Origin of the sequence: Pseudomonas sp. GM17 (assembly GCF_000282175.2) — a bacterium.
GTDB classification, from domain to species: Bacteria; Pseudomonadota; Gammaproteobacteria; order Pseudomonadales; family Pseudomonadaceae; genus Aquipseudomonas; species Aquipseudomonas chlororaphis.
Window position 1 is genome coordinate 1,860,756 of sequence record NZ_CP124732.1, and the last position, 21,691, is coordinate 1,882,446.

Consider the following 21,691-nt stretch of genomic DNA (forward strand, 5'->3'; position numbering starts at 1 on the left):
AACAGATTGTTGGCTATTGCACCAAGGGATTATCGCGCGAACGGTAATAAAGATTCACAGGAATCCCAGCTTATCGCCGTAAAGCCCGCCGCCTAGAATTGCGCCGATCTGTAGGGGCCGGCTGCCGGAGCCCGTGCAATGCGGTGGGTCAGTGACATCGTCTCGCGAGCAAGCTCGCTCCTACAGGGATCCGCCTTCTCCCTATTTCAGGAATTCGCAGCAGTGCCGCGTCGCATCAGCAGAGAGCTGAAGACTCTCAGTGTTTGGGCTTTATCGTTAGCAATCAGCGGCTGCATCGGAACCGGGGGCATTGCCCCACAGGGCAAGTCACTACCGGCCAATACACTGGCCACCGACGAGGCGATCCAGAGCGCCGCGCGCGACGCCCGCTGGCCCGCCGCCCAATGGTGGCAGGCCTATGGCGATGCGCAGTTGAACCACTGGGTGAGCCTGGCCGTGCAGGGCAGCCCGAGCATGGCCATGGCCGCCGCCCGGGTGCGCCAGGCGCGTGCCATGGCCGGCATCGCCGAGTCGGCCGAGTCGCTGCAGATCAAGGGCGACGCCACCCTCAAGCGCCACAACTGGCCCACCGATCAGTTCTACGGCCCGGGCGAACTGGCCAACAGCACCACCTGGGACAACAACGCCGCGCTCGGCTTCAGCTACGCCCTCGACCTCTGGGGCCGGGAAAGCAATGCCAGCGAGCGTGCCGTGGACCTGGCGCACATGAGCGCCGCCGAGGCGCGCCTGGCCCAGCTGGAACTGCAGAACAATGTCGTGCGCGCCTATATCCAGCTGTCGCTGCAATACGCCCAGCGCGACATCGTCCTGGCCACCCTGAAGCAGCAGGAACAGATCCTCGAACTGGCGCAAAAGCGCCTGGCCGGTGGCATCGGCACCCACTTCGAAGTCAGCCAGGCGCAGACTCCGCTGCCGGAAACCCATCGCCAGCTGGACGCCCTGGACGAAGAAATCGCCCTGGGCCGCAACCAGATCGCCGCCCTGGCCGGCAAGGGACCGGGGGCGGGCGCGCAGTTGCAACGGCCGAGCCTGTCCCTGGCTGCGCCACTGAAACTGCCGTCGGCCCTGCCCGCCGAACTGCTCGGCCAGCGCCCGGACGTGGTCGCCAGCCGTTGGCAGGTGGCGGCCCAGGCCCGCGGCATCGATGTCGCCCACGCCGGCTTCTACCCCAACGTCGACCTGGTGGGCAGCCTCGGCTACATGGCCACCGGTGGCGGGGCGCTGGAGTTCCTCACCGGCAAGAAGCTCAACTACAACGTCGGTCCGGCCATCAGCCTGCCGATCTTCGACGGCGGCCGCCTGCGCGCCGAACTGGGCGAGGCCGCGGCCGGTTATGACATCGCCGTGGCCCACTACAACCAGACCCTGGTCAACGCCCTGAAGAACATCTCCGACCAGATGATCCGCCGCGAGTCCATGGACAAGCAGGCCGAGTTCGCCGCCGAGTCGGTGGCGTCGGCGCAGAAGACCTACGACATCGCCATGGTCGCCTTCCAGCGTGGCCTCACCGACTACCTCAATGTGCTCAATGCCCAGGGCATGCTGTTCCGCCAGCAGCAGATCCAGCAGCAGGTCCAGGCCGCTCGCCTGAGCGCCCATGCCGAGCTGGTGACGGCCCTGGGCGGCGGCCTGGAGGCGGGGCGCGATGTGCCCGAGGACAGCCGGACCCAACCGAGCAAGACTCCGGTGGCGCTGGCCATCTTTGACCATTAAAAGCTGACCATTAAAAGCCGACCACCAAGTGCTGATCACCGAGTAAGCCCCCATGACTCCCTTGCCTGCTCCCTTGCGCTGGCTGTACTCCCTTGAATGGCGCCGGGGTTTCTTCGACTGGGCACGCAGCGACGGCGTGACCTGGGTCTATATCTTCAAGGTCCTGGCCGCCGCGTTCCTCACCCTGTGGCTGGCCATGCGCCTGGAGCTGCCGCAACCGCGCACGGCGATGATCACCGTGTTCATCGTCATGCAGCCGCAGAGCGGCCAGGTGTTCGCCAAGAGCTTCTATCGGTTTCTCGGCACCCTGGCCGGGTCGGCGGTGATGGTGGCGCTGATCGCCCTGTTCGCCCAGAACACCGAACTGTTCCTCGGTTCGCTGGCGATCTGGGTCGGCATCTGCTCGGCCGGCGCCGCGCGTTATCGCAACTTCCGCGCCTACGGTTTCGTGCTGGCCGGCTACACCGCGGCGATGGTCGGCTTGCCGGCCCTGGCCCATCCGGACGGGGCCTTTATGGCGGCGGTATGGCGGGTGCTGGAAATCTCCCTGGGGATTCTCTGCTCGACCCTGGTCAGCGCCGCGATCCTGCCGCAGACCGCCAGCGCGGCGATGCGCAACGCCTTGTACCAGCGCTTCGGGGTGTTCGCCCTGTTCGTCACCGACGGTTTGCGCGGCCGCAGCCAGCGCGACGCGTTCGAGAGCGGCAACGTGCGTTTCATCGCCGAAGCGGTGGGCCTGGAAGGCCTGCGCAGCGTCACCGTCTTCGAAGACCCGCACATGCGTCGGCGCAACGGTCGCCTGAGCCGTTTGAACAGCGAGTTCATGGGCATCACCACCCGTTTCAACGCCCTGCACCAATTGCTCGAACGCTTGCGCGGCAGCGCCGCCGAGTATGTGCTGGCGGCGACCAAACCGGGGTTGCAGGACCTCGCCGAACTGCTGGACGGCTTCTCCGGCCGTGCCCTGACCAGCCCCGATGCCGCGCGCCTGGCCGAGCAGTTGGCGAGCTACAAGGCCGAGCTGCCGGCGCGGGTGCGCGGCATGCGCGCGCTGTTCCAGGAACATGAGCCGAGTGATGCCGAGCAGCTGGATTTCCACACTGCCTATGAACTGCTCTATCGCTTTGTCGACGAACTGCACAGCTATGCCCAGACCCACGCGTCCCTGGCCGAACACAGCCATGAACGCGAGCGCTGGGACGAGCCCTTCACCCCGCAGACCAACTGGCTGGCCTCGGCCGCCTCGGGCATCCGCGCCTCGTTCATCCTGATTGTGCTCGGCAGCTACTGGGTCGCCACCGCCTGGCCCAGCGGCGCCACCATGACCTTGATCGCGGCGGCTACCGTCGGCCTCTCGGCCGCCACGCCGAACCCGAAACGCATGGCCTTCCAGATGGCCTGCGGCACCTTGATCGGGGCCGTGGTCGGCTTCGTCGAGATGTTCTTCGTGTTCCCCTGGATCGACGGTTTTCCACTGCTGTGCGTGATGCTGGCGCCGGTGATCGTGCTCGGTTCGTTCCTCGCTTCCCGCCCGCAGTACGCTGGGGTCGGCCTGGGGCTGCTGATCTTCTTCAGCACCGGTTCGGTGCCGGACAACCTGACCGTCTACAACCCCTACGCCTTCATCAACGACTACATCGCCATGGTCATGGGCATGCTGGTCTGCGCCGCCGCCGGGGCGATCATCCTGCCGCCCAACAGCCGCTGGCTATGGCGCCGTCTGGAGCAGGACCTGCGTGGCCAGGTGGTGTACGCCATCAGCGGCAAGCTCAAGGGCCTGGCGTCGAGCTTCGAAAGCCGCACCCGCGACCTGCTGCACCAGGCCTATGGCCTGGCGGCGGGGCAGCCGCAGGTGCAGCGCGAGCTGCTGCGCTGGATGTTCGTGGTGCTGGAGGTGGGCCACGCGATCATCGAACTGCGCAAGGAGCAGGCGATCCTCCCGGTGCACCCGGCCTATGCCGAACCCCAGCCGTGGCGCCAGGCGATCCGGGTCATGGGCCGTTCGCTGGTACGGCTGTTCCTGCAACCGGGCCAGAGCAACCTTGCGCGCGCGCTGGTCGCGGTCGATCACGCGATCGGCCGGGTCCAGGCCAGCGACGAACCCTTCGCCCCGCACTTCGATACCTCGGTCTTGCGCCGGGTGAAGAGCTACCTGCACTTCATCCGCAGCTCATTGCTCGACCCGCAATCGCCGCTGGCCGCCTACGCCGCACAGCCCGTACAGGCCCCGACCCAAGGACTTGAACATGCCTCGTGAAATCGCCTTCCACGGCGTGTACATGCCGACCATGACCCTGATGTTCTTCATTGCCGCGGCCCTGGCCTGGGCCCTGGACCGCTTCATCTCGGGTTATGACCTGTACCGTTTTTTCTGGCACCCGGCGCTGCTGCGCCTGAGCCTGTTCTGCTGTCTGTTCGGCGCCATGGCGCTGACTGTCTACCGTTGAGAGTCCTTTGATGAAAAAGTTTTTCAGCCTGCTCGCGACCCTGCTGGTGCTGGCCCTGGCCCTGTGGATCGGCCGCACCCTGTGGGTGCATTACATGAACACGCCGTGGACCCGCGACGGCCGGGTGCGCGCCGACATCATCAACGTCGCCGCCGACGTCACCGGGGAAGTGGTGGACGTGCCGGTGCGCGACAACCAGCTGGTGCAAAAGGGCGACCTGCTGATGCAGATCGACCCCGAGCACTACCGGATCGCGGTCAAGCAGGCGCAGTCGCTGGTGGCTTCGAGAAAGGCCACCTGGGAGATGCGCAAGGTCAACGCCCACCGCCGCGCCGACCTGGACAATCTGGTGATCTCCAAGGAGAACCGCGACGACGCCAGCAACATCGCCGACTCGGCCCTGGCCGACTACCAGCAGGCCCAGGCGCAACTGGAGGCCGCCGAGCTCAACCTCAAGCGCACCCAGGTACGCGCCGCGGTCGATGGCTACGTGACCAACCTCAACGTGCACCGCGGCGATTACGCGCGCATCGGCGAACCGAAGATGGCGGTGGTCGACAGGCATTCGTTCTGGGTCTACGGCTTCTTCGAGGAAACCAAGCTGCCCCATGTGCGCGTCGGCGATAAGGCCGAGATGCAACTGATGAGCGGCGAGGTGCTCAAGGGCCATGTGGAGAGTATTTCCCGCGGCATCTACGACCGCGACAACCCGGAAAGCCGCGAGCTGATCGCCGACGTCAACCCGACCTTCAACTGGGTGCGCTTGGCTCAGCGCGTGCCGGTGCGCATCCATATCGACGAGGTACCGGAAGGCGTGCTGCTGGCGGCGGGGATTACCTGCACGGTGGTGGTGAAGGAGGGTGGGGATGCGCAGTGATCGGGCCGCTGCCGGGCGTGCCTGGGCGGCATCTCTGGCGAGCCGGCTCCCGCGACATATTGCGGGAGCCGGTGGGCGACCAGGCGCTATCGAGCTGGAGAGCGAGGGTTACTTGTAGCTTTTCTGCATGATCGCCAGGGACTTCTTCGCCGTAGCCTCCAAACCGTCGTCAACGTGGTTGATGGCGACCACCAGCTTCGGGTTCTGCAGCACGTCGACACCGGGGTAACGCTGCTGGGCCAGTCGCGAGACGATGATGTACTGGGTCACCGCGTAATGCAGTTTGAACTTGCCGCTGTCCCGGGCCTTGGCGATGGCCGCTTTGACAAAGGCCTGGCGCTCGGCCGTCGTCATGCCCTTGAACAGGTCGGGGATATCGAAATGGATCTCGGCCGAGAAAATGGCCACCTCCTCAGCTCGCGCCTCGTCGTACATCACCTGCTTGCTGGTCACGCGCGCCTTCAGCTCGCTGAAGCGTTGTTCGCCTTCGGCCAGTTGCTCCGGGCTCATCTTGCCTTTCAAGGCATCCAGCTGGCTGGTGTCTTCGGTGTTATCGATGACCTTCAGCCAGGCATAGGCCTTCACCAGGTTGCCAGACTCTTCGGCTGCGTCGGCCAGGCTCTGCTGCGGCTCCGGGTTGCCGTGCAGCGCCGAGCGCTCCAGCCAGCGCACCGCCAGCTGCCGGTCCTGGGGGATGTCCTTGTCGCCGAACCAGTAGGTGGCGTACATGCCGTACTCGGCGCACCAATCGTTCTGCGACGCCGAGTAGGCGATGTAGTTGAAGGACTCGCGGTCGCGCTCGGCCTTGGGTCTGTCCGTTTCCTGATCGGTGCTGGTGGACAGGTAGCAGAACGCCCGGGTGTAGTTCGGCGCGGCCATGGCGAAGCAGCTCTTGGCGTTCGTGTAGTCCTCGGCCTCGTAGAGTTTGTAACCGGCGCCGTACAGCACATCGGCGTCCATGGCCGGGTTGCAGTACTCGTTGGCGCTGACCTTGGGCAAGACGCTTTCCAGCGTCAGCTTGGGCAGGGTGTCATTCAGTTCGGGGACTTTCGGCTCGGTTTTTTCTGGAGCCGTGGTGGCGCAAGCCGCCAGCAAGACAGCCAATGCCAGTGGCAGCACGTTGAACAATTTCAATGGATATTCCCTGATCTGCGATTGAATGAAGAGGCGCATGGAGTGCAGCAGGGGCAGGACGGGAGAGGGGGAGCTTGAGCAGTTCCGTGCTTCAGTGTCGACGCCAGCGATTCCATGCTGTGTTGAGCGCAAGCGCTCAAGAGGCGCGCATTCTACTGGGATTGCGAGGGGGCACAACCTCAGCATGAAGCTAGATTGCTGGAGGAGCGGCCGGGGCCCTTCGTCGGCAAGCCGGCGCCTAAAAACAGTGGCATACATAGGCCCCTATAGGTAGGCGCGGCCGGGCGGCGTTCCATGTGCCGACGAAGGCGCGGTTACAGGGCTGCCTGGCCGAGGATCACGTCGGCTTTCTTCACGGCATCCGCCACTTCCAGCTCTTTATCGCTGAGCAGTTCCACGATCTGCGGGTTCTGCAGCACATCGACGCCGGCCTGCTTCAATTGCGCCTGCCGCGCGATGATCACATAAGCGTACAGCTGGCCACGGGTGCTGAACTCGGGACGGGTGCTCACCGTGGCCACGGCCTGCTCCATGAGGGCATGACGCTCGGCCACCGAGAGGCCCTTGAAGGTCTCGGGGTATTCCATATGGATGTTCGCCGAGTACACCGCGATGTTCTCCTCGCGGGCTTCCTTGCGCACCGCGTCCTTGCTGGTGACGTGCTTGCCCAGTTGCTCGAAACCTTGTTCGCCTTCGCTGATTTGCTGCGGGTTCATCCGTTGTTTCAAGGCGTCGATCTGTGCGCTGTCATCCAGGACCCTGGCCCAGCTGTAGGCCAGCGGCAGATTGTTCTTGTTGCTGTGCAGGCGCACCAGGGTCTGTTGCGCGTCCGCATCGCCATGGCGCGCGGAGCGCTCCAGCCAGCGCAGGCCGAGGTCGCTGTCCGGGGTCTGCCCGCGCATGCCGTAGGTGAAGTTCTGGAACATGCCGAACTCGGCGCAGGAGTCGTTCTTCACTGCGGAATAGGCCATGTAGCCGAAGGCTTCGCGGTCGCGCTCGGCGCTGTCCTTGCTGCTGTCCTGTTCCGCGATGCTCGCCAGGTAGCACAGGGCCCGGTCGTGGGTGGGGGCGGCCATGATCAGGCAACTGCGCGCCTGCTCGGGTTTGTCGTCGTTGTACAGCTGGTAGCCGATGCCATACAGCAGATCGCTGTCCAGCTTGGGGTTGCAGTACTCGTTGGCGACGGCTGGCGGCAACAGCTCCTTGAGGCTGAGCTGGGGCAGGGTGGCGTTCAGCTCCTCGTCTGGCGATGGCGCGCAGCCGATAAGCGCGGTGGCCAGTACCAGCGGCAGCAAGTGTTGAGGTTTCAATGGATATTCCCTGATCGACGATTGAGTGACGGCGAGCATGGAAGAGGGGGGAGTTTCAGCGGTTCGCCAGCGATCCATGCGGCCTGATCGAGGCCCTGGGAGCCTCGAGTGCGCGCATTCTACTGGGATTGGGAGGGGGTACAACCTAGGCGACTAAAAGACGTTTTCTGGAACCCGTGGGAACAGCCGGGCGACGTTCCGCTGCCGGTGATCGGCCGTTACAGTTTTGCGCCCAGGCCAAAACGCTTCATCAGCGCCTTCTCCAGCAAACCCTTGGGCAACAGGCTGGCCATCAAGGGCAACGCCCGGCTGCCATTACCGATCCGAACCAGGCGTGGCGGTTTGTCCTGCTGCACGGCTTTGAGCAGCCTGGCGGCAAATTCGCTGGTGGGCGTCGGGTGGTCCTGGGAGGCCCTGGCCCGTGCGCGGATGCCTTCGCGCAACGGCCACCAGGGCGATCGTTCGGTCAACAGCTGTTCGGCTTCGTGCCCGGCATTCTTGGCAAAGCTCGAAGCGATAGCCCCGGGCTGGACCTCCATCACCCGGATGCCGAACGGCGCCAGCTCCATGCGCAGCGCATCGCTCAAGGCATGCACCGCTGCCTTGGAGGCGCAGTAGGCACCGGCAAAAGGCGTCACCAGGACGCCCGACACACTGCCGACATTCACCACCAGCCCGCGGCTGCGGCGCAGCGCCGGGAACATGGCCCGGGTCACGCCGACCAGGGCAAACACATTGGTTTCGAACTGCCGCTGCATGGCCTCGACACCGCCATCGAGCAGCGGGCCCATGGCGCCATAACCGGCGTTGTTGATCAGCAGGTCGAGGCCGCCATATTGCTGGTTGATGCGTTCGCCCAGGGCGGTGAGCGCCGGGCCGTCGTTGACGTCCAGTTGCACCGTGTCAAAACCCGCGGCTTGCAGCATGGCCACGTCCTCGGCCCTGCGGGCGGTGGGCAGGACGGTGAAACCGGCGGCCTTGAAAACATCCGCCAGGGCGCGGCCGATGCCGCTGGAACAACCGGTGATCAGCGCAACGGGCATGGCGCGGTCCTTGTGCAAAAAGAGGGAAGGGGGGAATCAGTCGGAGAAACTGCCCTGCAAGCGCTCGGCGCGAAACTCCAGGGTTTGCGGGCGGTAGCCGGGGCGCAGCGGGGGCAGGGGCAGGCAGTCTTCCCAGTTGGCGCCGGCCTGCAACTCGCCGGGGCCGCGATAACGCGGGGCGCTGTACTGGTTGTCGGCCAGGTTCACGGTGTCACCCGGGGCGTAGGCGGCGACGCGCCAGCGCAGTTCGGTCAGCGGCACATCGTTGCCGTTGTTCATCTTCAGCAGCAGCGGGCGATCCGCCGGGCAATGCTCGGGGGCATAGCTGATGCGCAATTCCAGGCGCGCCAGTTGCTGGGCTTCGCGGTTGTCCAGCCAGACCACCCAGACCGCCACCAGACCCAGCCCGACAGCGGCGGCCATGGACACCGGCAAGGCCTTGGCGGGGTAACGGACCAGCAGCACCAGCCAGGTGATAACCAGCAGAACGCCGATGAACATGAGGTGAACCTCGGGGGGAAATAGAGCAGTCATCCTACCTAAGCGTAGGTGGGATTGGCCAACCCTGATCCCAGGACGGAGAGGGCGCAGTGGCGCGGCATTTCGGAAAGATTTTGAAAAGGATTGGGGATTGTCTGTTTTTCGAGCATTCGGCAGAGTCGGTTTTCTCGCCAGTTTCGATAGGGAAGTTGAAATGTCTGGGAAACCTGCCGCGCGCGTTGGCGATCCAACCGCCTGCCCTTTGCCTGGTCACGGTACCAATCCGATAACCAGTGGCTCGCCTGATGTCCTCTTTGACCACCTGCCCGCCGCACGGGAGGGTGACCCGACCGCTTGCGGTTCAGCATTGAACGCCAATGTCATTCCCAACGTACTGATCAACGGAAAGCCAGTCGCTGTCCTGGGTTCCCTGGGCAGTCACGGCAATGTGGTTATGGGTGGTTCGGGGACGATCATCATCGGCAACAGTGGCGGCGGTGCGGTGTCCTCCGCAGTAGCCGCACTCCCCTCCGTACCCGGATTATGTTTGAAGTGCCTGCTGCTGGCCGCTCAGCGCAATCAGACCTTTGTCCCGCTGGAAGCACTGGGGAGCAGCGCATGAGGCGTGTCGGCTCTTTATTCTGGCAGCTCTCGGAACCCTCCGGGCCGTCGTCCAGACTGCTTGCCCTTATCGATGGCGCCCGCTATCTGACGTTGAACAAACGCCTTGAAGAGGCGGGCGACAGCATCCGTTTTCACTGGCTCCTGAGCGCTGGCGCACTGGATGAAATTCGCCATGCCGGCCCGGTACTGGTTGAGTTTCCAGACTCCAGGAGCGGTTTGCACGGGGCATTCGGCAACTGGCTGATTACGCGGGACCAGCAGACGCCGATGGTCTCCTGGCTTTGGAGTGATCAGCCTTTCGACATCCTGCGCGATTATCACCAGGGCTTGTTGTTCAGCCAAATGCCGGATGGGCGCCGAGCACTGTTTCGTTACTACAGTCCCGAGGTCAGGCGTGCGCTGGACAAGGTGATATCACCCTCCCAGATCCAGCAGATCATGCGTCATGTCCAGGACTGGCTGGTCTGGCAACCCCTGCAAGGTTGCTATCTCAGCTACGGTGTCGAGCAGGTAGGGGAGCAAGCATGTTTGAGTTGAGTGCCGAGCAGCTTTCACAACTGGATGACATTCGTCAGAACGAAGTGTTTGAGCGGTTGTTACTGGAAGTACAGCAGGAGAACCCTGAGTGGTTGTCCAGAAAGGGCCTGATGCCGGCTCTACAGATGTTGAAAGACCTGCGTGAGCGTGCGTGGAGTTTTGGCATCAGGGAGCCCGAGTCCGTCGAGCATTTTTTGCGGCATGGATTGACCTTTACCGACTTTGACAAGCAGCCGGCCTTTATCGAGTTCATGAACAGGCCTGTAGCGGATAGCCCCGAACGGCGATTCGAGGATTACGAGGATATCGTGGCGTTCAGGATGAACATGCAGCACTGGCGGGATATGCAAGCCGCCGGGGAGATTCGACCATGAGTGGACTGGGGATTCTGCCAAGTACAGGGCCCATGGTTATTCGCGTGGCGCCTCGCTTGGGGCCACGTTTACCGTTCGAGATTCCAGCCCCGCCTCCCAGGCTGCCGATGCCCGCTCCTCGGCCAATGCCGATGCCGGCGCCCAGGCCCACTCAGCCACTGCCTGCGCCCAGGCCAATCCCGCAGCCCGTCCCTTTGCCGCAGACGCAACCCCAGGCAAAACCCAGGGTGGATGCGCCTCCGACGACCGCTGAGCGGACTCGGGAAGCCGAGCGCGACTGTAAGGTCAAGCGGGACAAGGACTGTGTGAAATGCCCACCTGAACAGGGAACCATGACGATACCCAATAACGGCAAAGGTCATAGTATGTCCGCCCAGTCCGCGCTCTATCAGGCGTGGGTGACTGCTTTCCCGATGCCTTACGAGTGGTGGTGGAGCAATACCTGGTGGGATGGTTTCGACAAACCGCGTTGCACCTTGCTGGAAGCCAAGGCCAATTACGCGTTCATGTTCATTCCGCTTATCGGGCTGCCGCGCCCTTGGGCCAATGTGGAGAAAACCCTGATTACTCCTGCCGAGATACATTCCCTGAAAGCCCGGCCCAGCCCGCCGGTTTCGGTTGAATGGCATTTCCTGCAAAGGGTGGTCTATGAGTATTGTGCCGAACAGTATGCGGAGAAGGGGCTCGCCAACCTGACCGCCTATTGGAACCCGATGCCGGGCACCAAGGATCATGATGAGTACATCAAGCAACGTGCAAAAGAGCAGAAAGAGTGGGATGAGTACCGCCGTGAAAATCCCGACCGTGTTTTTGAAGCCTGACTGAGGATGAGCGCTTGTTCAGAAAATTTTCATTCGTTCTGCGTTTCGACAAACAGAAGATCTCAGCGGTCTCGCATGAGGCGCAGTTGGAAAGGGCCGAGCGCTTTCTCAAAGGCCTTGGCGAGATTCATCCTCTGCTGCGGGACTGGTATCTGCAGGGCGGTTCCAGGGAGGAGTCGCTGCGCAAGCGGATCAATGACGATTTCGAGTCTCTGCGTGAAGAGGCCCGGAGCAACCATAACGACGACTTCCCCACGAAATTGCAGTTTTCCGTGTGGAATGGCCTGGATGATCCCCTGAAGGGCGGGTTGGCCTTTCATTACAACGCACACGACCTGGATTCAGTCGCCAGCATGCGCTTCGAAGATGGCGGGGCGCTTGTGGCAGCCATTCCCGATGTGAAACCGGTAGTGATCAGGGTGATTCAGCTGGCTGTTGAACTGTGGCCTGAACTTGACTGGTGTGTGCTGGCGCCAAAAGACCACTATTTGCGCACCAAGGTGTTCAAGGACCGGCAGACCGTCGGCTGGGTCGGGTTTTGTCCACACGTGTTGCGGGCTGGGGATTTTCCGAGCGCCGACCAGCTCATCGACATTCCAAAACGCGGCACGCTGATCGTGAGTTGTCCACAGGTGATGGATGAGGGCAAACGGGCTGATGTCCAGCGAGTTGCGGAGATCGATATCAAGTTGGTGGAGCTGGGGTATTTACCGCTGTTCATGAACTAGCTCGGTGGGCCTCGCCCGGGCATAAAAAAGCCCCCACCCAACCGGCTGCGGATAGGGGACGCAGTCGGCTGGACGGGGGCTTCTTGTTCTGGCTGATTACTGGGCGATGGTTTTCACCGAGATACCGCGTTCCACCGGGGTGGAGCGGCCGTAGATGTCTTCGAAGCGTTCGATGTCGTCTTCGCCCAGGTAGCTGCCCGATTGCACTTCGATGATCTCCAGCGGGATCTTGCCCGGGTTGCGCAGGCGGTGCACCGAGGCGATCGGGATGTAGGTGGACTGGTTTTCGGTGAGCAGGAACACGTTCTCGTCGCAGGTGACTTCGGCGGTGCCGCTGACCACGATCCAGTGTTCGGCGCGGTGGTGGTGCATCTGCAGGGACAGGCACGCGCCCGGCTTGACCGAGATGTGCTTGACCTGGAAGCGCCCGCCCATGTCCACCGAGTCGTAGGAGCCCCACGGACGGTAGACCTCGCAGTGGTTCTGGGTTTCGCTGCGGCCCTGTTCGTTGAGGGTGTTGACCATCTGTTTGACGCCTTGGACCTTGTCCTTGTGGGCGATCATCATGGCGTCCTTGGTTTCCACGACCACGATGTTTTCCAGGCCGATCACCGACACCAGCTTGCCGTTGCCGTGGATCATGCAGTTGCGGCTGTCCTGGATCACCACGTCGCCCTTGCTGACGTTGCCGTTGACGTCCTTTTCGTGCACGTCCCACAGCGACGACCAGCAACCCACGTCGCTCCAGCCGGCGCTCAGCGGCACTACGCAGGCGCGCTGGGTCTTTTCCATCACCGCGTAGTCGATGGAATTGTCCGGGCAGCAGGCGAAGGTGGCCGGGTCGACGTCCACGGTGTCGGCGTCCTGGGCACTGCGTTCCAGGGTCAGCAGGCAGGTGTCGTAGATGTCCGGGTCGTGCTTTTTCAGCTCTTCGAGGAAGCGGCTGGCGCGGAACAGGAACATGCCGCTGTTCCAGAAGTAGCCGCCGGCCTCGACGAACTCGGCGGCGCGCTTGACGTCGGGTTTCTCGACGAAGTGCGAGACGCGGCTCACGCCTTCCGGCAGCAGCGCATCGTTGGTCGACTTGATGTAGCCATAACCGGTTTCCGGCTTGGTCGCCGGCACGCCGAACAGCACCATCTCGCCACGCTCGGCGGCCACGGTGGCCAGGGCCAGGGCGCGTTGCAGGGCTTTCTGGTCTTCCAGCACATGGTCGGCCGGCAGCACCAGCATCAGCTCGTCGCGACCTTCGTTGACCAGCATCATCGCGGTCAGGGCCACGGCCGGCGCGGTGTTGCGGCCGAACGGCTCCATCAGGATGCGCTGCGCTTCGAGTTTGCGCGCCGCCAGCTGCTCGTTGACGATGAAGCGGTGGTCCTTGTTGCAGACCACGATCGGTGTGTCCATGCCTTCGAACACCAGGCGCTCGAGGGTTTGCTGGAACAGGGTGTGTTCGCCGGTCAGGGCGAGGAACTGTTTAGGGAATTGCTTACGCGAAAGCGGCCAAAGACGTGAGCCACTACCACCTGACAAGATCACCGGAATCATGTTGTTACTCCTTCAAATACCGTTTGGGTTAGAGCCACGAAAGTTCTGTCGTTTCACTCTCTTGTTTTTGTTCCTGTCCGGATTGGTCAATCGATTCTCCGTAGGAGCCAGGCTTGCCGGCGATGGCGTTCTCAAGGGCCTCATCGCCGGCGAGCCTGGCTCCTACAGGGGAGCGTCAATCCGGAAAATTCATATCAGCGCGTCGAGACCGGGCGCTTGACCCAGACTGGCGACAGGCTGCTGCCGTTGCCGGTGACGTAGAGCACCGCGGCTTCGCCGCGCTCCAGGGCGACCGGCTTGAGGTCGCTGACTTTTTTCTCGCCCTCGTACAGCGCGAAGCTGACTTTCACCGGGTTGATTTCACGTTCGCCACGGCCCTTGGCGGCCACCGACTGGACCACGTCGGTCTTGCCGTCGGCGGTCTTCAGGGTCAGGGCCTTGTCGCTCAGGTTCTGCACCCGGACCAGGGACTTCTGCTTGTTCTTGAACGGCGGTTCTTCGATCAGTTGTGGCTGGCCGCTGGCGTTGTTGACCAGGGTGTAATAGTGGTCGGCGGCGAGTTTCACCGGCACGCTCTGGCTGCCGACCTTGGCGGTGTAGTCGCCGCCGGGCATGAAGCTGAAGTCACTGCTGGCCAGCGGCGCGACGTCGCTGAGGTTGGTGCTGCCGACGGTGGCGCTGACTTCCTGGTTGCTGGCGTTGTAGATACGCACGAAGGACGAGCCTTTGGGCGCGGTCGGGCCGTACAGCGCGGCGTCGCCACCGGCGAAGGCCTGCATCGACAGCAGGCTCACACCGGCTACCAGTGCAAGAGACTTGGCGAGACGACGAGGAGTTGGAGTGAAAGTCATGGTGTACCTCTCTTTCAGTTTTGCGCCCGATCGGGCGTCTCGGATTTGTTGAGTGCAGCTACGTTCTGTTGGCGGGCGCCGGCTTGTTTGAGCTCTGCGACCCACTGCGGGTCGGCGTCGCCGATTTCGTTATTGACCGGCAGATATCGTTCGGGGAACTCCCAGATCAGCACCTGGGGAGGGCTGTTCTTGAAGGCATCGCTTTTCAGGTAACTGAGCATCGGCAACACCGGGCCGTGGCCGTCCTCGGCGTAGCTGACCACGTCGCTGTGCAGGGCCTGCTTGAGCGCGCCGACGAAGTTCCAGTTCGGGTTGGCGCTGTAGCTGGTGCCCACCAGGGCCACCGGCACCTCGTTGTCGGCGAACAGTGCGTCGTCGGCGGCCGGCTGATCGTCGGCGGCACGGGTCACGCGTTTCTGCAGCGGCTCCTTGGCCGGCATCAGGTTCTCGAACAGCGGGTCCAGGGGCAGGAACAGGCGCAGGTCGCCCTTGTGCACCACTGTCTGCTCGGCTTCGGTGACGAAGCGTTGCGGCTGGCCCATCAGCGGCGCCTTGTCGGCGATCGCCTTGGCCAACTGGTTGGCGGCGACTTCGGCGCCGGCCGGGGTCCAGTGGGTGTCGGTGCGCAGGAACACTTGCTGGCCGTTCTGCTTGGCCTGTTGCAACGGGCCCAGCAGGTCGGGGGCGAGGATCTTGTCGGCCGCCACCCGGGCGTGGAAGTCCTGGTAGAGGTTGGCGTGGATGCTGGCCGGCTGGACGTCGCCCAGGTGTTCCGGGTACAGGCGCACCTTGGCCGGCACGATCGCCATCACCAGTTTCACGCCTTTCTCTTTCAGGGCCTGGCGCACGCCTTCGACCAGCGCGTAGTTGCCTTGCAGGTTGAGTTCTTCGTTGACGATCGGGTGGAACTCTTCATCGCTGTACAGCCACTGGTCGCGGCCGAGCACCACGCCCGGACGACCTTCGTTGAACAGCTTGAAGTCCAGGGCCGCCCACAGGTTGGTGCCCAGGCGCTTGATCGGGAACTCGTCGTCGTAGTGGGTTTCCACGGCCTTGGCCCAGCGACCGTTGAGCACGGTGGCGTCGTTGTTGGTGCTGAAGCCGAAGAAGCTGCGCACCGACCACAGGCCCAGGACCATCAGGGTCACCAGGAACAGGGCGATATAGAAGACGCGTAATGAGCGGGTCATGGTCAGATCCCTCAGAACTGGAAGTAAAGGAACGGCGAGAAGCTTTGCGCCGAGAGTTTGAGAATCGAAGCGATGAACAGCAGCAGCACCAGGGTGCGCATCACGTAACGTGGCCAGTCGGCGACCCAGTAGGCCGGCTGGACCTGGGCTTCGACGCCCACGGTGTAGCCCGGCTGGTGGATGCTGTCCGGCTTGTCCCCCGGTACGGCCTTGATCAGGCCCGGCTGGGCGGTGGCCGGGCCGTCGGCCTCGGTGTTGATTTCGGGTTTGCTCTTGACCGGCGTCGGGTTGCGATACAGGTCACGCAGGCCGAAGAACGCCAGGGTGGCGTAGGCCACGACCAGGGTTGCCACTTGCAGGCCGGTGAGGCTGGCGCGGTTGAGTTCCGACAGCGACCAGTCGCCGAAGCTGAACATGGCGCCGTACATGCGACCGGCGACGTGCAGGTTCTCGGCGCGGAAGATCACCCAGCCCATTACCACCAGCAGGAAGGTTAGCGCCCAGCGGATCGGGTTCAGGCTGCGTGGCGAAGTGTTGATGCCGAGCATCTTCTCGATCGCCAGCCACATGCCGTGCCAGGCGCCCCAGACCACGTAGGTGATGTTCGCGCCGTGCCACAGGCCACCGAGCAGCATGGTCAGGAACAGGTTGCGATAGGTCATCAGCGTGCCTTTGCGGTTGCCGCCCAGGGTGATGTACAGGTAGTCGCGCAGCCAGGTGGACAGGCTGATGTGCCAGCGCCGCCAGAACTCGGTGATCGACTGGCTGATGTAGGGCTGCTTGAAGTTTTCCATGAAGCGAAAACCCATCATCAAGCCCAGGCCGATGGCCATGTCGCTGTAGCCGGAGAAGTCGAAGTACAGCTGCGCGGTGTAGGCCAGGGCGCCCAGCCAGGCGTCGCCCGTGGTCGGGTTCTGCAGGGCGAAGCAATGGTCGGCGACCACCGCCAGGGTGTCGGCGATGAACACTTTCTTGATGAAGCCCTGCATGAAGCGCGTGCAGCCTTCGGAGAACTTGTCCAGGGTGTGGGTGCGGTTGTTGAACTGGTCGGCCAGGTCGCGAAAACGCAGCACGGGGCCGGCGATCAGGTGCGGGAAGATCGCCACGAACGCCGCGAAGTCGATCAGGTTGCGGGTCGCCGGGGTGTCGCCGCGGTAGACGTCGATGATGTAGCTGATGGACTCGAAGATGTAGAACGAGATACCGATTGGCAACAGCACGTGGGTCAGGATGAACGGCTCAAGACCGAACGAGGTCATGATCGCGTTGATGCTGTCCACGCCGAAGTTGGCGTACTTGAAGTAGCCGAGGATGCACAGGTCGACCGCCACGCCGAGCAGCAGCCAGCGCTGGGCCGGCTTGGTGCGTACACCGGCGGCGCCGACTTTCAGGCCGATCCAGTAGTTCCACAGGGTGACGCCGGCGAACAGCGCCAGGAAGTCCACCCGCCACCAGGCATAGAACACGTAGCTGGCGATCAGCAGCAGCAGGTTGCGATAGCGTTGCCCGCTCAGGTAGTACAAGCCGAGAAAGATCGGCAAGAACAGGAACAGGAACACATTGGATGAGAAAACCATCCCGATCTCTCCATGTTTGACCAACAGTAAAGGGCCAGAGCCCCCCCAAACCCCCCCGTGAAAAACCGGGGGCGGCGTATTGCATTCGTCCGTAGCCGCTGCCGAGGTACGAGGCTGCGATCGGCCGCGAAGCGGTCGTGCTCTTGAGGACCTCGGAAGGCTCTTCGAGCCTTGTCGCAGCCTCGTGCCTCGGCAGCGGCTACAGGTGTCGCTTACGAGCCTTTGTTGCCCTTCTCATGCGAGGGGTCGTAGACCTTGGTCAGGTCGCCACCCAGGCGGAAGGTCTTGAACGGTTGCATCTTGTGCTTGCGTTCCAGTACATCCGGGGCGCAGGTGTAGAGGCTGCAGAAGGGTTCGAGCCAGGCGAATTTCGAGTCGACCTTGAGGTCGGTCATGTCCTGTTCCTTACCGTTCTTTTCCTCGAACTCGTCCGGGTCTTTCACCCCGGCCAGCACCCGCTCGCCCAGGCGTTTCAGGGCGCCGTTGTTTTCCTGGCGCAGGTCGACGCCGTTGACCTGGGCGAAGCTGGCGATCATCGCCAGCGGCGGCAGGGCGTAGTTGTGATAGGCCAGGGCGCGTTGCTGGCGCTTGAGTTCGTTGGGCAGGAAGCCGTTGGCGTCGACCTGATTGGCGCCGACCTTGTATTCCTTCACCGCCCAGTCGAACAGGTCGCGGCGGTTGGTCGCCACGGCGGTGGCCATCACCGACCAGGCGGCCCAGTACGAGTGGTTGTTGGTCTGCTCCAGCGGCAGGTTGTCCCAGTCGCTGACCACCTGGTCGGCCATCTTGCTGAACCAGGCCTCGATCTGCTGCGCCTGCTGCTGGTGGGTGTCCAGCGGATGGGAGTCGGAGAACTTCAGGCGCAGGTAGGCCGAAGCCATGCTGCCCAGGGCCCATTTGCGCATGGACTTGCCGGTGTGGTTGAAGTCCTTGGACATCAACGCATCGGCCTGGGCCCAGGCGCTCAGCCAGCTCAGGGTGCAGTCCAATTGTTCCGGACGGCCGTCGCGCATGAACTGCATCACCCGCTTGCTGGTGCCGCGCTCGATCTTGGTGATGTCGGCGGTGCTGTCGCGAAAGGCCTTTTCCGATTGCACGTTGAGGGTCGCGCGAGCCTTGTCCGACCCTTCGTACTTGCTGCGAAATTGCAGCGAGCCGGTGTAAGGCGCGGGCATGGCGTCGCAGCCTTCGCTGTGGTCGCCGCTCTTGAATTTATCCACCGGTGCGTAATAACCCTGGGGCGGGCGCAGTGGGGCCGCGGCCTGGGTTGCGCCTGCGAACATCGCCAGGCTCAACAGGCTCGGTGCCAGTAACTGTTTCAGCGTTTTGCTTTGCATAGGAACCTCATTGCCCGATTTGCGCGGTGCGTTGACCGGCATCCGGGAATACGTTGCGTTTGCAAATTTTCGCTTCGACTTTCTGTGCCGCGGCGCCGGCTTCCGGACCCTGGACTTCGACCGCCAGCAGGTTCTGCGAGGCCCAGTCTTCGTCGGTGCGCAGTTCAAAGGCGAAACGCCCGTCGGTGTCGGATGTTTCCGGTTTGTCGATCTTGATGTCCTCGTGGCGCCCGTTCATGTACCAGAGGGTGGCTTGCAGGGTTTTCACCGAGGTGTCGGCGAAGCGGATATCGACCTGGTGGCTGCTGTTGCGCAGGTCCATGTTCTTGCTGTTGACCATCAGCTCGTTCTTGCCGGGCTTGAGGGTGGCGCTGGCGCTCATTTGCGCCGGCTTGCCTTCGCAGCCGTTGTCGAGCAGGGCCATCATCTGCCGGTAGATGGTTTCCTGGTCCAGGCGGTACAGCGGCGAGAATTCCCAGATCAGGATCTTCGGTGGCTTGGTCTGGAATTCCTCGCTGCCCAGGTACTGCAGCATGGAGCCTTCGAAGCCACCGCCGGGGAAGGCGACGTTGAGAATGTCGGCGCCGATCTCTTCCTGCAGGAAGCCGGCGAAGTTGTAGTTCTTGCCGCTGTGGCTGGTGCCCACCAGGGTGATCTCCGGGTTGCCGGAATCGCCGAACAGGTCGCCGTCGCCGGCTTCGCCCTTGGGTTCGGTGGTGAACTGGTCCATGTACTGGATCGCGTAGCTGGTGCCGCAGAGCTGGCCGGCCATGTTGTGCAGGGTGCCGGTCTTGCCCATGCGCCCGGACTTGTGGGTCTCGAACTCACGCTTGGGAATGTCGGCGAAGGCCGGCAACTGCTTGACCTTCTGCGCCACGATCTTCGCCGTGCGCTGGGCGCCGTACGGGGTCCAGTGCTGGTCGCCGCGGAAGTAGAAGTCGTGGGCCGGCAGTGTCTCCGGCAGTTGCTCGTTGGTCAGCGGCGACAGGTCCGGTACCACGTAGCCCATCTGGGCGAAACGGCCGAGCATGCCCTGGTAGTTTTTCAGTGCCTTGTCGTAGTCGAAGCTGGCCTTCTCCTGCGGGTTGAGCTTGTTGCGGTTCACCAGGCCGCGGGTCGGCTGGTACACCAGCACCAGCTCCACGCCCTTGCTCTTGAAGGCGTCGTGCAGCTGTTGCAGGCGGCGATAACCTTCCGGCGTGGTGTTGAATTCGGTGCGCAGGTCTTCCTGGGTGCGGAACAGCCAGTCGCCCTGGGCTTGCACCAGGGTGGTGAAGTTCTGCTGGTAGCGGGTGGTGTAGTTCTTCGCGTCATGGGCCGCCGGGCACAGGTTGCAGCAGGGCTCGGCGGTGAACTTCGGTGCCTGGGTTTCGTCGGCGCGAGCGCTGTTACTGGCGGCGAGAATGCCCGCGGTCAATGCCGAGAGGCTCAAGAGTTTGATCAGGTGTGGGCGCATGACAGTCATCCTCAATCGCGCATTTCGGTCTGGCGTTCGACAGGGTCGATCAGCACGGCTTTCTGCTGGCGCACCAGCAGGTCAAGAATTTCGTCCTGGCGCTCGCCGAGGATCCCCGAGAAGCTGATGCCGCTGCTCTTGGTCGGGGCGAGCATGGACACGCGGTACAGCTCGACGCTCAACGGCGAGTCGATGGACATCGGGCCACTGCCATTGGCGGCCAGCTCGCCGCCGACCACGATCAGCGACACCTGGGCGTCGAACGGGTCGAGCTTGATGTCGCGGTCGGTGTCGGAGAGGTCCTTGATGTGGCCGTAGACGCCGGTCAGGCCGTTGGCCATGGCGACGTTCTCGTACAGGCGGATGTTCACGCTGTTGCGAATGCGGATGCCGTGGCGCCGGTTGCTGATCACCTTGTTGCCCCACAGCAGGTTGTCGGCACTCTCGTAGAGGGTGATGCCGTCGGTGTGGTTGCGGTAGATCTCGTTGTCGGCGATCAGGTTGTTCACGCTGTTACGGTCGATCACCAGGCCCGAAAGTTTGTTCTCGTAGCTGCGGTTTTTGAAGATGAAGCTGTCGTTCACTTCCCGGGAAATGATGATCCCGTGCTTCTTCTTGGTCCCGTAGACGGTGTTGTCGGCGATGATCAGCCGGTGCGAACGGTCGTGGGGGTCGATGCCGTAGACGATGTTGTCCTTGTAGGTGTTGCCCTTGACCACGAAGTCGCGGGTCTCGTAGCAATAGAAGCCGTACCACATGTCCGAGAACTCAGAGCCGATGATCCAGCCGGTGGGTTCGGGGCGCTTGAGCACCTTGGCCATGTTCGGCGTGTACTGGGAAATACTCACGCCGTAGGACTTACTGTTGGCGTAGCCGAAGCTGGCCATCTTGCTGTTGACGATGTAGGTCTCGGTGCCGCCCCAGGCCAGCAGGAACGGACGGAATTCCTTGGGCGAGTTGAACGTCGCCGGGCCGTTGTCCTTCTCGCGCCAGCCGGTGACCTTGGTGTCGCGCACGAACAACTGGCCGTCGTTGACCAGGAACGAACCGCCTTCCTGGGACAGGCGCAGTTCCTGGGTCTGCTGGTCGATTTCCAGGATGCCCTTGCGCCCGACCACGATCGGCAGCCGCGCCAGGTACACGCCCGGCGAGGTTTCGCTGATGTACTGCTTGGGCAGCTTCTTCGCCAGTTCCTTGAGGTTGACGTAACCGTCGTCGATGAAGATCGCCTGGGGGATGCCGTGTTGGCGCACCACCCATTCGGCCATCTTGTTGTCACCGCCGATAAAGTCCTTCAGCGCATCTTCCTGCATCATGCGGCGCACGCTGATCTTGCCGGGCTTGCTGCGCACGATCTTCGCCGCCGCCGCTTCGGCGGTGTAGCCGGAGAGGTCGGGCAGGGCCGGCTTGGCCAGGTTCAGCGGCGCGGTGGGCGCGCTGCTGACGGTGTAGGTCTTGGCCTGTTGCAGCTCCTTGGCCACGGTCGGCTGCTTGCCGGACGTAGCGGCCGGGGCCGGTTCGACGTTGGCGAAGGCGGCGCTGCTGGCCAGCAGCATGGCGCCGGCCAACAGGCTGATCGAGCCTCTGATCGCTGGGCTGTTCATCGGGCTGTTCATCTCAGGC

Annotated in this window: 20 protein-coding genes; 9 read left to right on the forward strand and 11 right to left on the reverse strand. The window is 63.1% G+C overall.

Features of this window, described 5'->3' with window-relative positions:
* The first annotated feature begins 222 nt into the window (after positions 1–222).
* The 4 genes from PMI20_RS08290 to PMI20_RS08305 are packed head-to-tail and all read left to right on the forward strand — an operon-like array spanning position 223 to position 5,058.
* Positions 223–1,734 (forward strand): efflux transporter outer membrane subunit, encoded by a 1,512-nt coding sequence (locus PMI20_RS08290; protein ID WP_037035583.1) that lies wholly within the window; start codon positions 223–225, stop codon positions 1,732–1,734.
* Positions 1,735–1,786: 52 nt separating this feature from the next.
* On the forward strand, positions 1,787–3,991 hold the full coding sequence (locus PMI20_RS08295) for an FUSC family protein (protein ID WP_007930064.1): 2,205 nt from the start codon (positions 1,787–1,789) through the stop codon (positions 3,989–3,991).
* On the forward strand, positions 3,981–4,181 hold the full coding sequence (locus PMI20_RS08300) for a DUF1656 domain-containing protein (RefSeq protein ID WP_007930063.1): 201 nt from the start codon (positions 3,981–3,983) through the stop codon (positions 4,179–4,181). Before PMI20_RS08295 ends, PMI20_RS08300 begins: the two co-directional genes overlap by 11 nt.
* Before the next feature lie 10 nt (positions 4,182–4,191).
* On the forward strand, positions 4,192–5,058 hold the full coding sequence (locus PMI20_RS08305; protein ID WP_007930062.1) for an efflux RND transporter periplasmic adaptor subunit: 867 nt from the start codon (positions 4,192–4,194) through the stop codon (positions 5,056–5,058).
* Positions 5,059–5,166: 108 nt separating this feature from the next.
* On the opposite strand, the gene PMI20_RS08310 is transcribed toward PMI20_RS08305, so the two are convergent.
* From PMI20_RS08310 to PMI20_RS08325, 4 genes are all read right to left on the reverse strand, one after another.
* Positions 5,167–6,192, reverse strand: a complete 1,026-nt coding sequence (locus tag PMI20_RS08310) for an SEL1-like repeat protein (RefSeq protein ID WP_238543453.1) — start codon at positions 6,190–6,192, stop codon at positions 5,167–5,169.
* A gap of 314 nt (positions 6,193–6,506) precedes the next feature.
* A complete protein-coding gene (locus PMI20_RS08315; protein WP_238543452.1) occupies positions 6,507–7,502 on the reverse strand; it encodes an SEL1-like repeat protein in 996 nt (331 codons plus the stop codon).
* Positions 7,503–7,720: 218 nt separating this feature from the next.
* Positions 7,721–8,545 (reverse strand): SDR family oxidoreductase, encoded by an 825-nt coding sequence (locus PMI20_RS08320; protein ID WP_007930059.1) that lies wholly within the window; start codon positions 8,543–8,545, stop codon positions 7,721–7,723.
* Positions 8,546–8,581: 36 nt separating this feature from the next.
* Positions 8,582–9,046, reverse strand: coding sequence for a hypothetical protein (locus tag PMI20_RS08325; RefSeq protein WP_007930058.1), 465 nt, complete (start codon positions 9,044–9,046; stop codon positions 8,582–8,584).
* A 193-nt stretch (positions 9,047–9,239) separates the two neighbouring features.
* Here PMI20_RS08325 and PMI20_RS08330 point away from each other — a divergent pair, with 193 nt between their 5' ends.
* From PMI20_RS08330 to PMI20_RS08350, 5 genes are all read left to right on the forward strand, one after another.
* On the forward strand, positions 9,240–9,647 hold the full coding sequence (locus PMI20_RS08330; protein ID WP_081502472.1) for a PAAR domain-containing protein: 408 nt from the start codon (positions 9,240–9,242) through the stop codon (positions 9,645–9,647).
* Positions 9,644–10,186 (forward strand): DUF4123 domain-containing protein, encoded by a 543-nt coding sequence (locus PMI20_RS08335; protein ID WP_007930056.1) that lies wholly within the window; start codon positions 9,644–9,646, stop codon positions 10,184–10,186. Before PMI20_RS08330 ends, PMI20_RS08335 begins: the two co-directional genes overlap by 4 nt.
* Positions 10,174–10,560, forward strand: a complete 387-nt coding sequence (locus PMI20_RS08340; RefSeq protein WP_007930053.1) for a hypothetical protein — start codon at positions 10,174–10,176, stop codon at positions 10,558–10,560. The genes PMI20_RS08335 and PMI20_RS08340 overlap by 13 nt, the downstream gene beginning before the upstream one ends.
* A gap of 365 nt (positions 10,561–10,925) precedes the next feature.
* Complete coding sequence (locus PMI20_RS08345; RefSeq protein WP_007930051.1) at positions 10,926–11,381, forward strand: Tox-REase-5 domain-containing protein; 456 nt, start codon at positions 10,926–10,928, stop codon at positions 11,379–11,381.
* 14 nt (positions 11,382–11,395) lie between these two features.
* On the forward strand, positions 11,396–12,109 hold the full coding sequence (locus PMI20_RS08350) for an Imm52 family immunity protein (protein WP_007930050.1): 714 nt from the start codon (positions 11,396–11,398) through the stop codon (positions 12,107–12,109).
* Positions 12,110–12,205: 96 nt separating this feature from the next.
* Here PMI20_RS08350 and PMI20_RS08355 read toward each other — a convergent pair whose 3' ends face one another.
* The 7 genes from PMI20_RS08355 to algG form a co-directional block, all read right to left on the reverse strand.
* Entirely contained in the window at positions 12,206–13,657 is a 1,452-nt protein-coding gene (locus PMI20_RS08355; RefSeq protein ID WP_007930049.1) for a mannose-1-phosphate guanylyltransferase/mannose-6-phosphate isomerase, read from the reverse strand.
* Between the two features lie 194 nt (positions 13,658–13,851).
* Positions 13,852–14,508 carry an alginate O-acetyltransferase AlgF gene (locus PMI20_RS08360; RefSeq protein ID WP_007930048.1) on the reverse strand — a complete coding sequence of 219 codons (657 nt, stop codon included), beginning with the start codon at positions 14,506–14,508 and terminating at the stop codon, positions 13,852–13,854.
* Between the two features lie 14 nt (positions 14,509–14,522).
* The gene (locus PMI20_RS08365) at positions 14,523–15,698 is read right to left on the reverse strand and encodes an alginate O-acetyltransferase (RefSeq protein ID WP_007930047.1); all 1,176 of its coding nucleotides are present in this window, start codon (positions 15,696–15,698) and stop codon (positions 14,523–14,525) included.
* Between the two features lie 11 nt (positions 15,699–15,709).
* The gene (locus PMI20_RS08370; RefSeq protein ID WP_007930046.1) at positions 15,710–17,275 is read right to left on the reverse strand and encodes an MBOAT family O-acyltransferase; all 1,566 of its coding nucleotides are present in this window, start codon (positions 17,273–17,275) and stop codon (positions 15,710–15,712) included.
* 212 nt (positions 17,276–17,487) lie between these two features.
* Positions 17,488–18,612 (reverse strand): mannuronate-specific alginate lyase, encoded by a 1,125-nt coding sequence (locus PMI20_RS08375; protein ID WP_007932826.1) that lies wholly within the window; start codon positions 18,610–18,612, stop codon positions 17,488–17,490.
* A 7-nt stretch (positions 18,613–18,619) separates the two neighbouring features.
* Positions 18,620–20,068 carry an alginate O-acetyltransferase gene (locus PMI20_RS08380; protein WP_007932828.1) on the reverse strand — a complete coding sequence of 483 codons (1,449 nt, stop codon included), beginning with the start codon at positions 20,066–20,068 and terminating at the stop codon, positions 18,620–18,622.
* Between the two features lie 11 nt (positions 20,069–20,079).
* The gene (algG, locus tag PMI20_RS08385) at positions 20,080–21,684 is read right to left on the reverse strand and encodes a mannuronan 5-epimerase AlgG (protein ID WP_007932830.1); all 1,605 of its coding nucleotides are present in this window, start codon (positions 21,682–21,684) and stop codon (positions 20,080–20,082) included.
* Positions 21,685–21,691: the final 7 nt, after the last annotated feature.

Bases quoted from the DNA above. Each gene is read 5' to 3' on its own strand.
- PMI20_RS08295 (WP_007930064.1), top strand. From the start codon at position 1,787: ATGACTCCCTTGCCTGCTCCCTTGCGCTGGCTGTACTCCCTTGAATGG.
- PMI20_RS08300 (WP_007930063.1), top strand. From the start codon at position 3,981: ATGCCTCGTGAAATCGCCTTCCACGGCGTGTACATGCCGACCATGACC.
- PMI20_RS08305 (WP_007930062.1), top strand. From the start codon at position 4,192: ATGAAAAAGTTTTTCAGCCTGCTCGCGACCCTGCTGGTGCTGGCCCTG.
- PMI20_RS08320 (WP_007930059.1), bottom strand. From the start codon at position 8,545: ATGCCCGTTGCGCTGATCACCGGTTGTTCCAGCGGCATCGGCCGCGCC.
- PMI20_RS08325 (WP_007930058.1), bottom strand. From the start codon at position 9,046: ATGTTCATCGGCGTTCTGCTGGTTATCACCTGGCTGGTGCTGCTGGTC.
- PMI20_RS08330 (WP_081502472.1), top strand. From the start codon at position 9,240: ATGTCTGGGAAACCTGCCGCGCGCGTTGGCGATCCAACCGCCTGCCCT.
- PMI20_RS08335 (WP_007930056.1), top strand. From the start codon at position 9,644: ATGAGGCGTGTCGGCTCTTTATTCTGGCAGCTCTCGGAACCCTCCGGG.
- PMI20_RS08340 (WP_007930053.1), top strand. From the start codon at position 10,174: ATGTTTGAGTTGAGTGCCGAGCAGCTTTCACAACTGGATGACATTCGT.
- PMI20_RS08345 (WP_007930051.1), top strand. From the start codon at position 10,926: ATGTCCGCCCAGTCCGCGCTCTATCAGGCGTGGGTGACTGCTTTCCCG.
- PMI20_RS08355 (WP_007930049.1), bottom strand. From the start codon at position 13,657: ATGATTCCGGTGATCTTGTCAGGTGGTAGTGGCTCACGTCTTTGGCCG.
- PMI20_RS08360 (WP_007930048.1), bottom strand. From the start codon at position 14,508: ATGACTTTCACTCCAACTCCTCGTCGTCTCGCCAAGTCTCTTGCACTG.
- PMI20_RS08365 (WP_007930047.1), bottom strand. From the start codon at position 15,698: ATGACCCGCTCATTACGCGTCTTCTATATCGCCCTGTTCCTGGTGACC.
- PMI20_RS08370 (WP_007930046.1), bottom strand. From the start codon at position 17,275: ATGGTTTTCTCATCCAATGTGTTCCTGTTCCTGTTCTTGCCGATCTTT.
- PMI20_RS08375 (WP_007932826.1), bottom strand. From the start codon at position 18,612: ATGCAAAGCAAAACGCTGAAACAGTTACTGGCACCGAGCCTGTTGAGC.
- PMI20_RS08380 (WP_007932828.1), bottom strand. From the start codon at position 20,068: ATGCGCCCACACCTGATCAAACTCTTGAGCCTCTCGGCATTGACCGCG.
- algG (WP_007932830.1), bottom strand. From the start codon at position 21,684: ATGAACAGCCCGATGAACAGCCCAGCGATCAGAGGCTCGATCAGCCTG.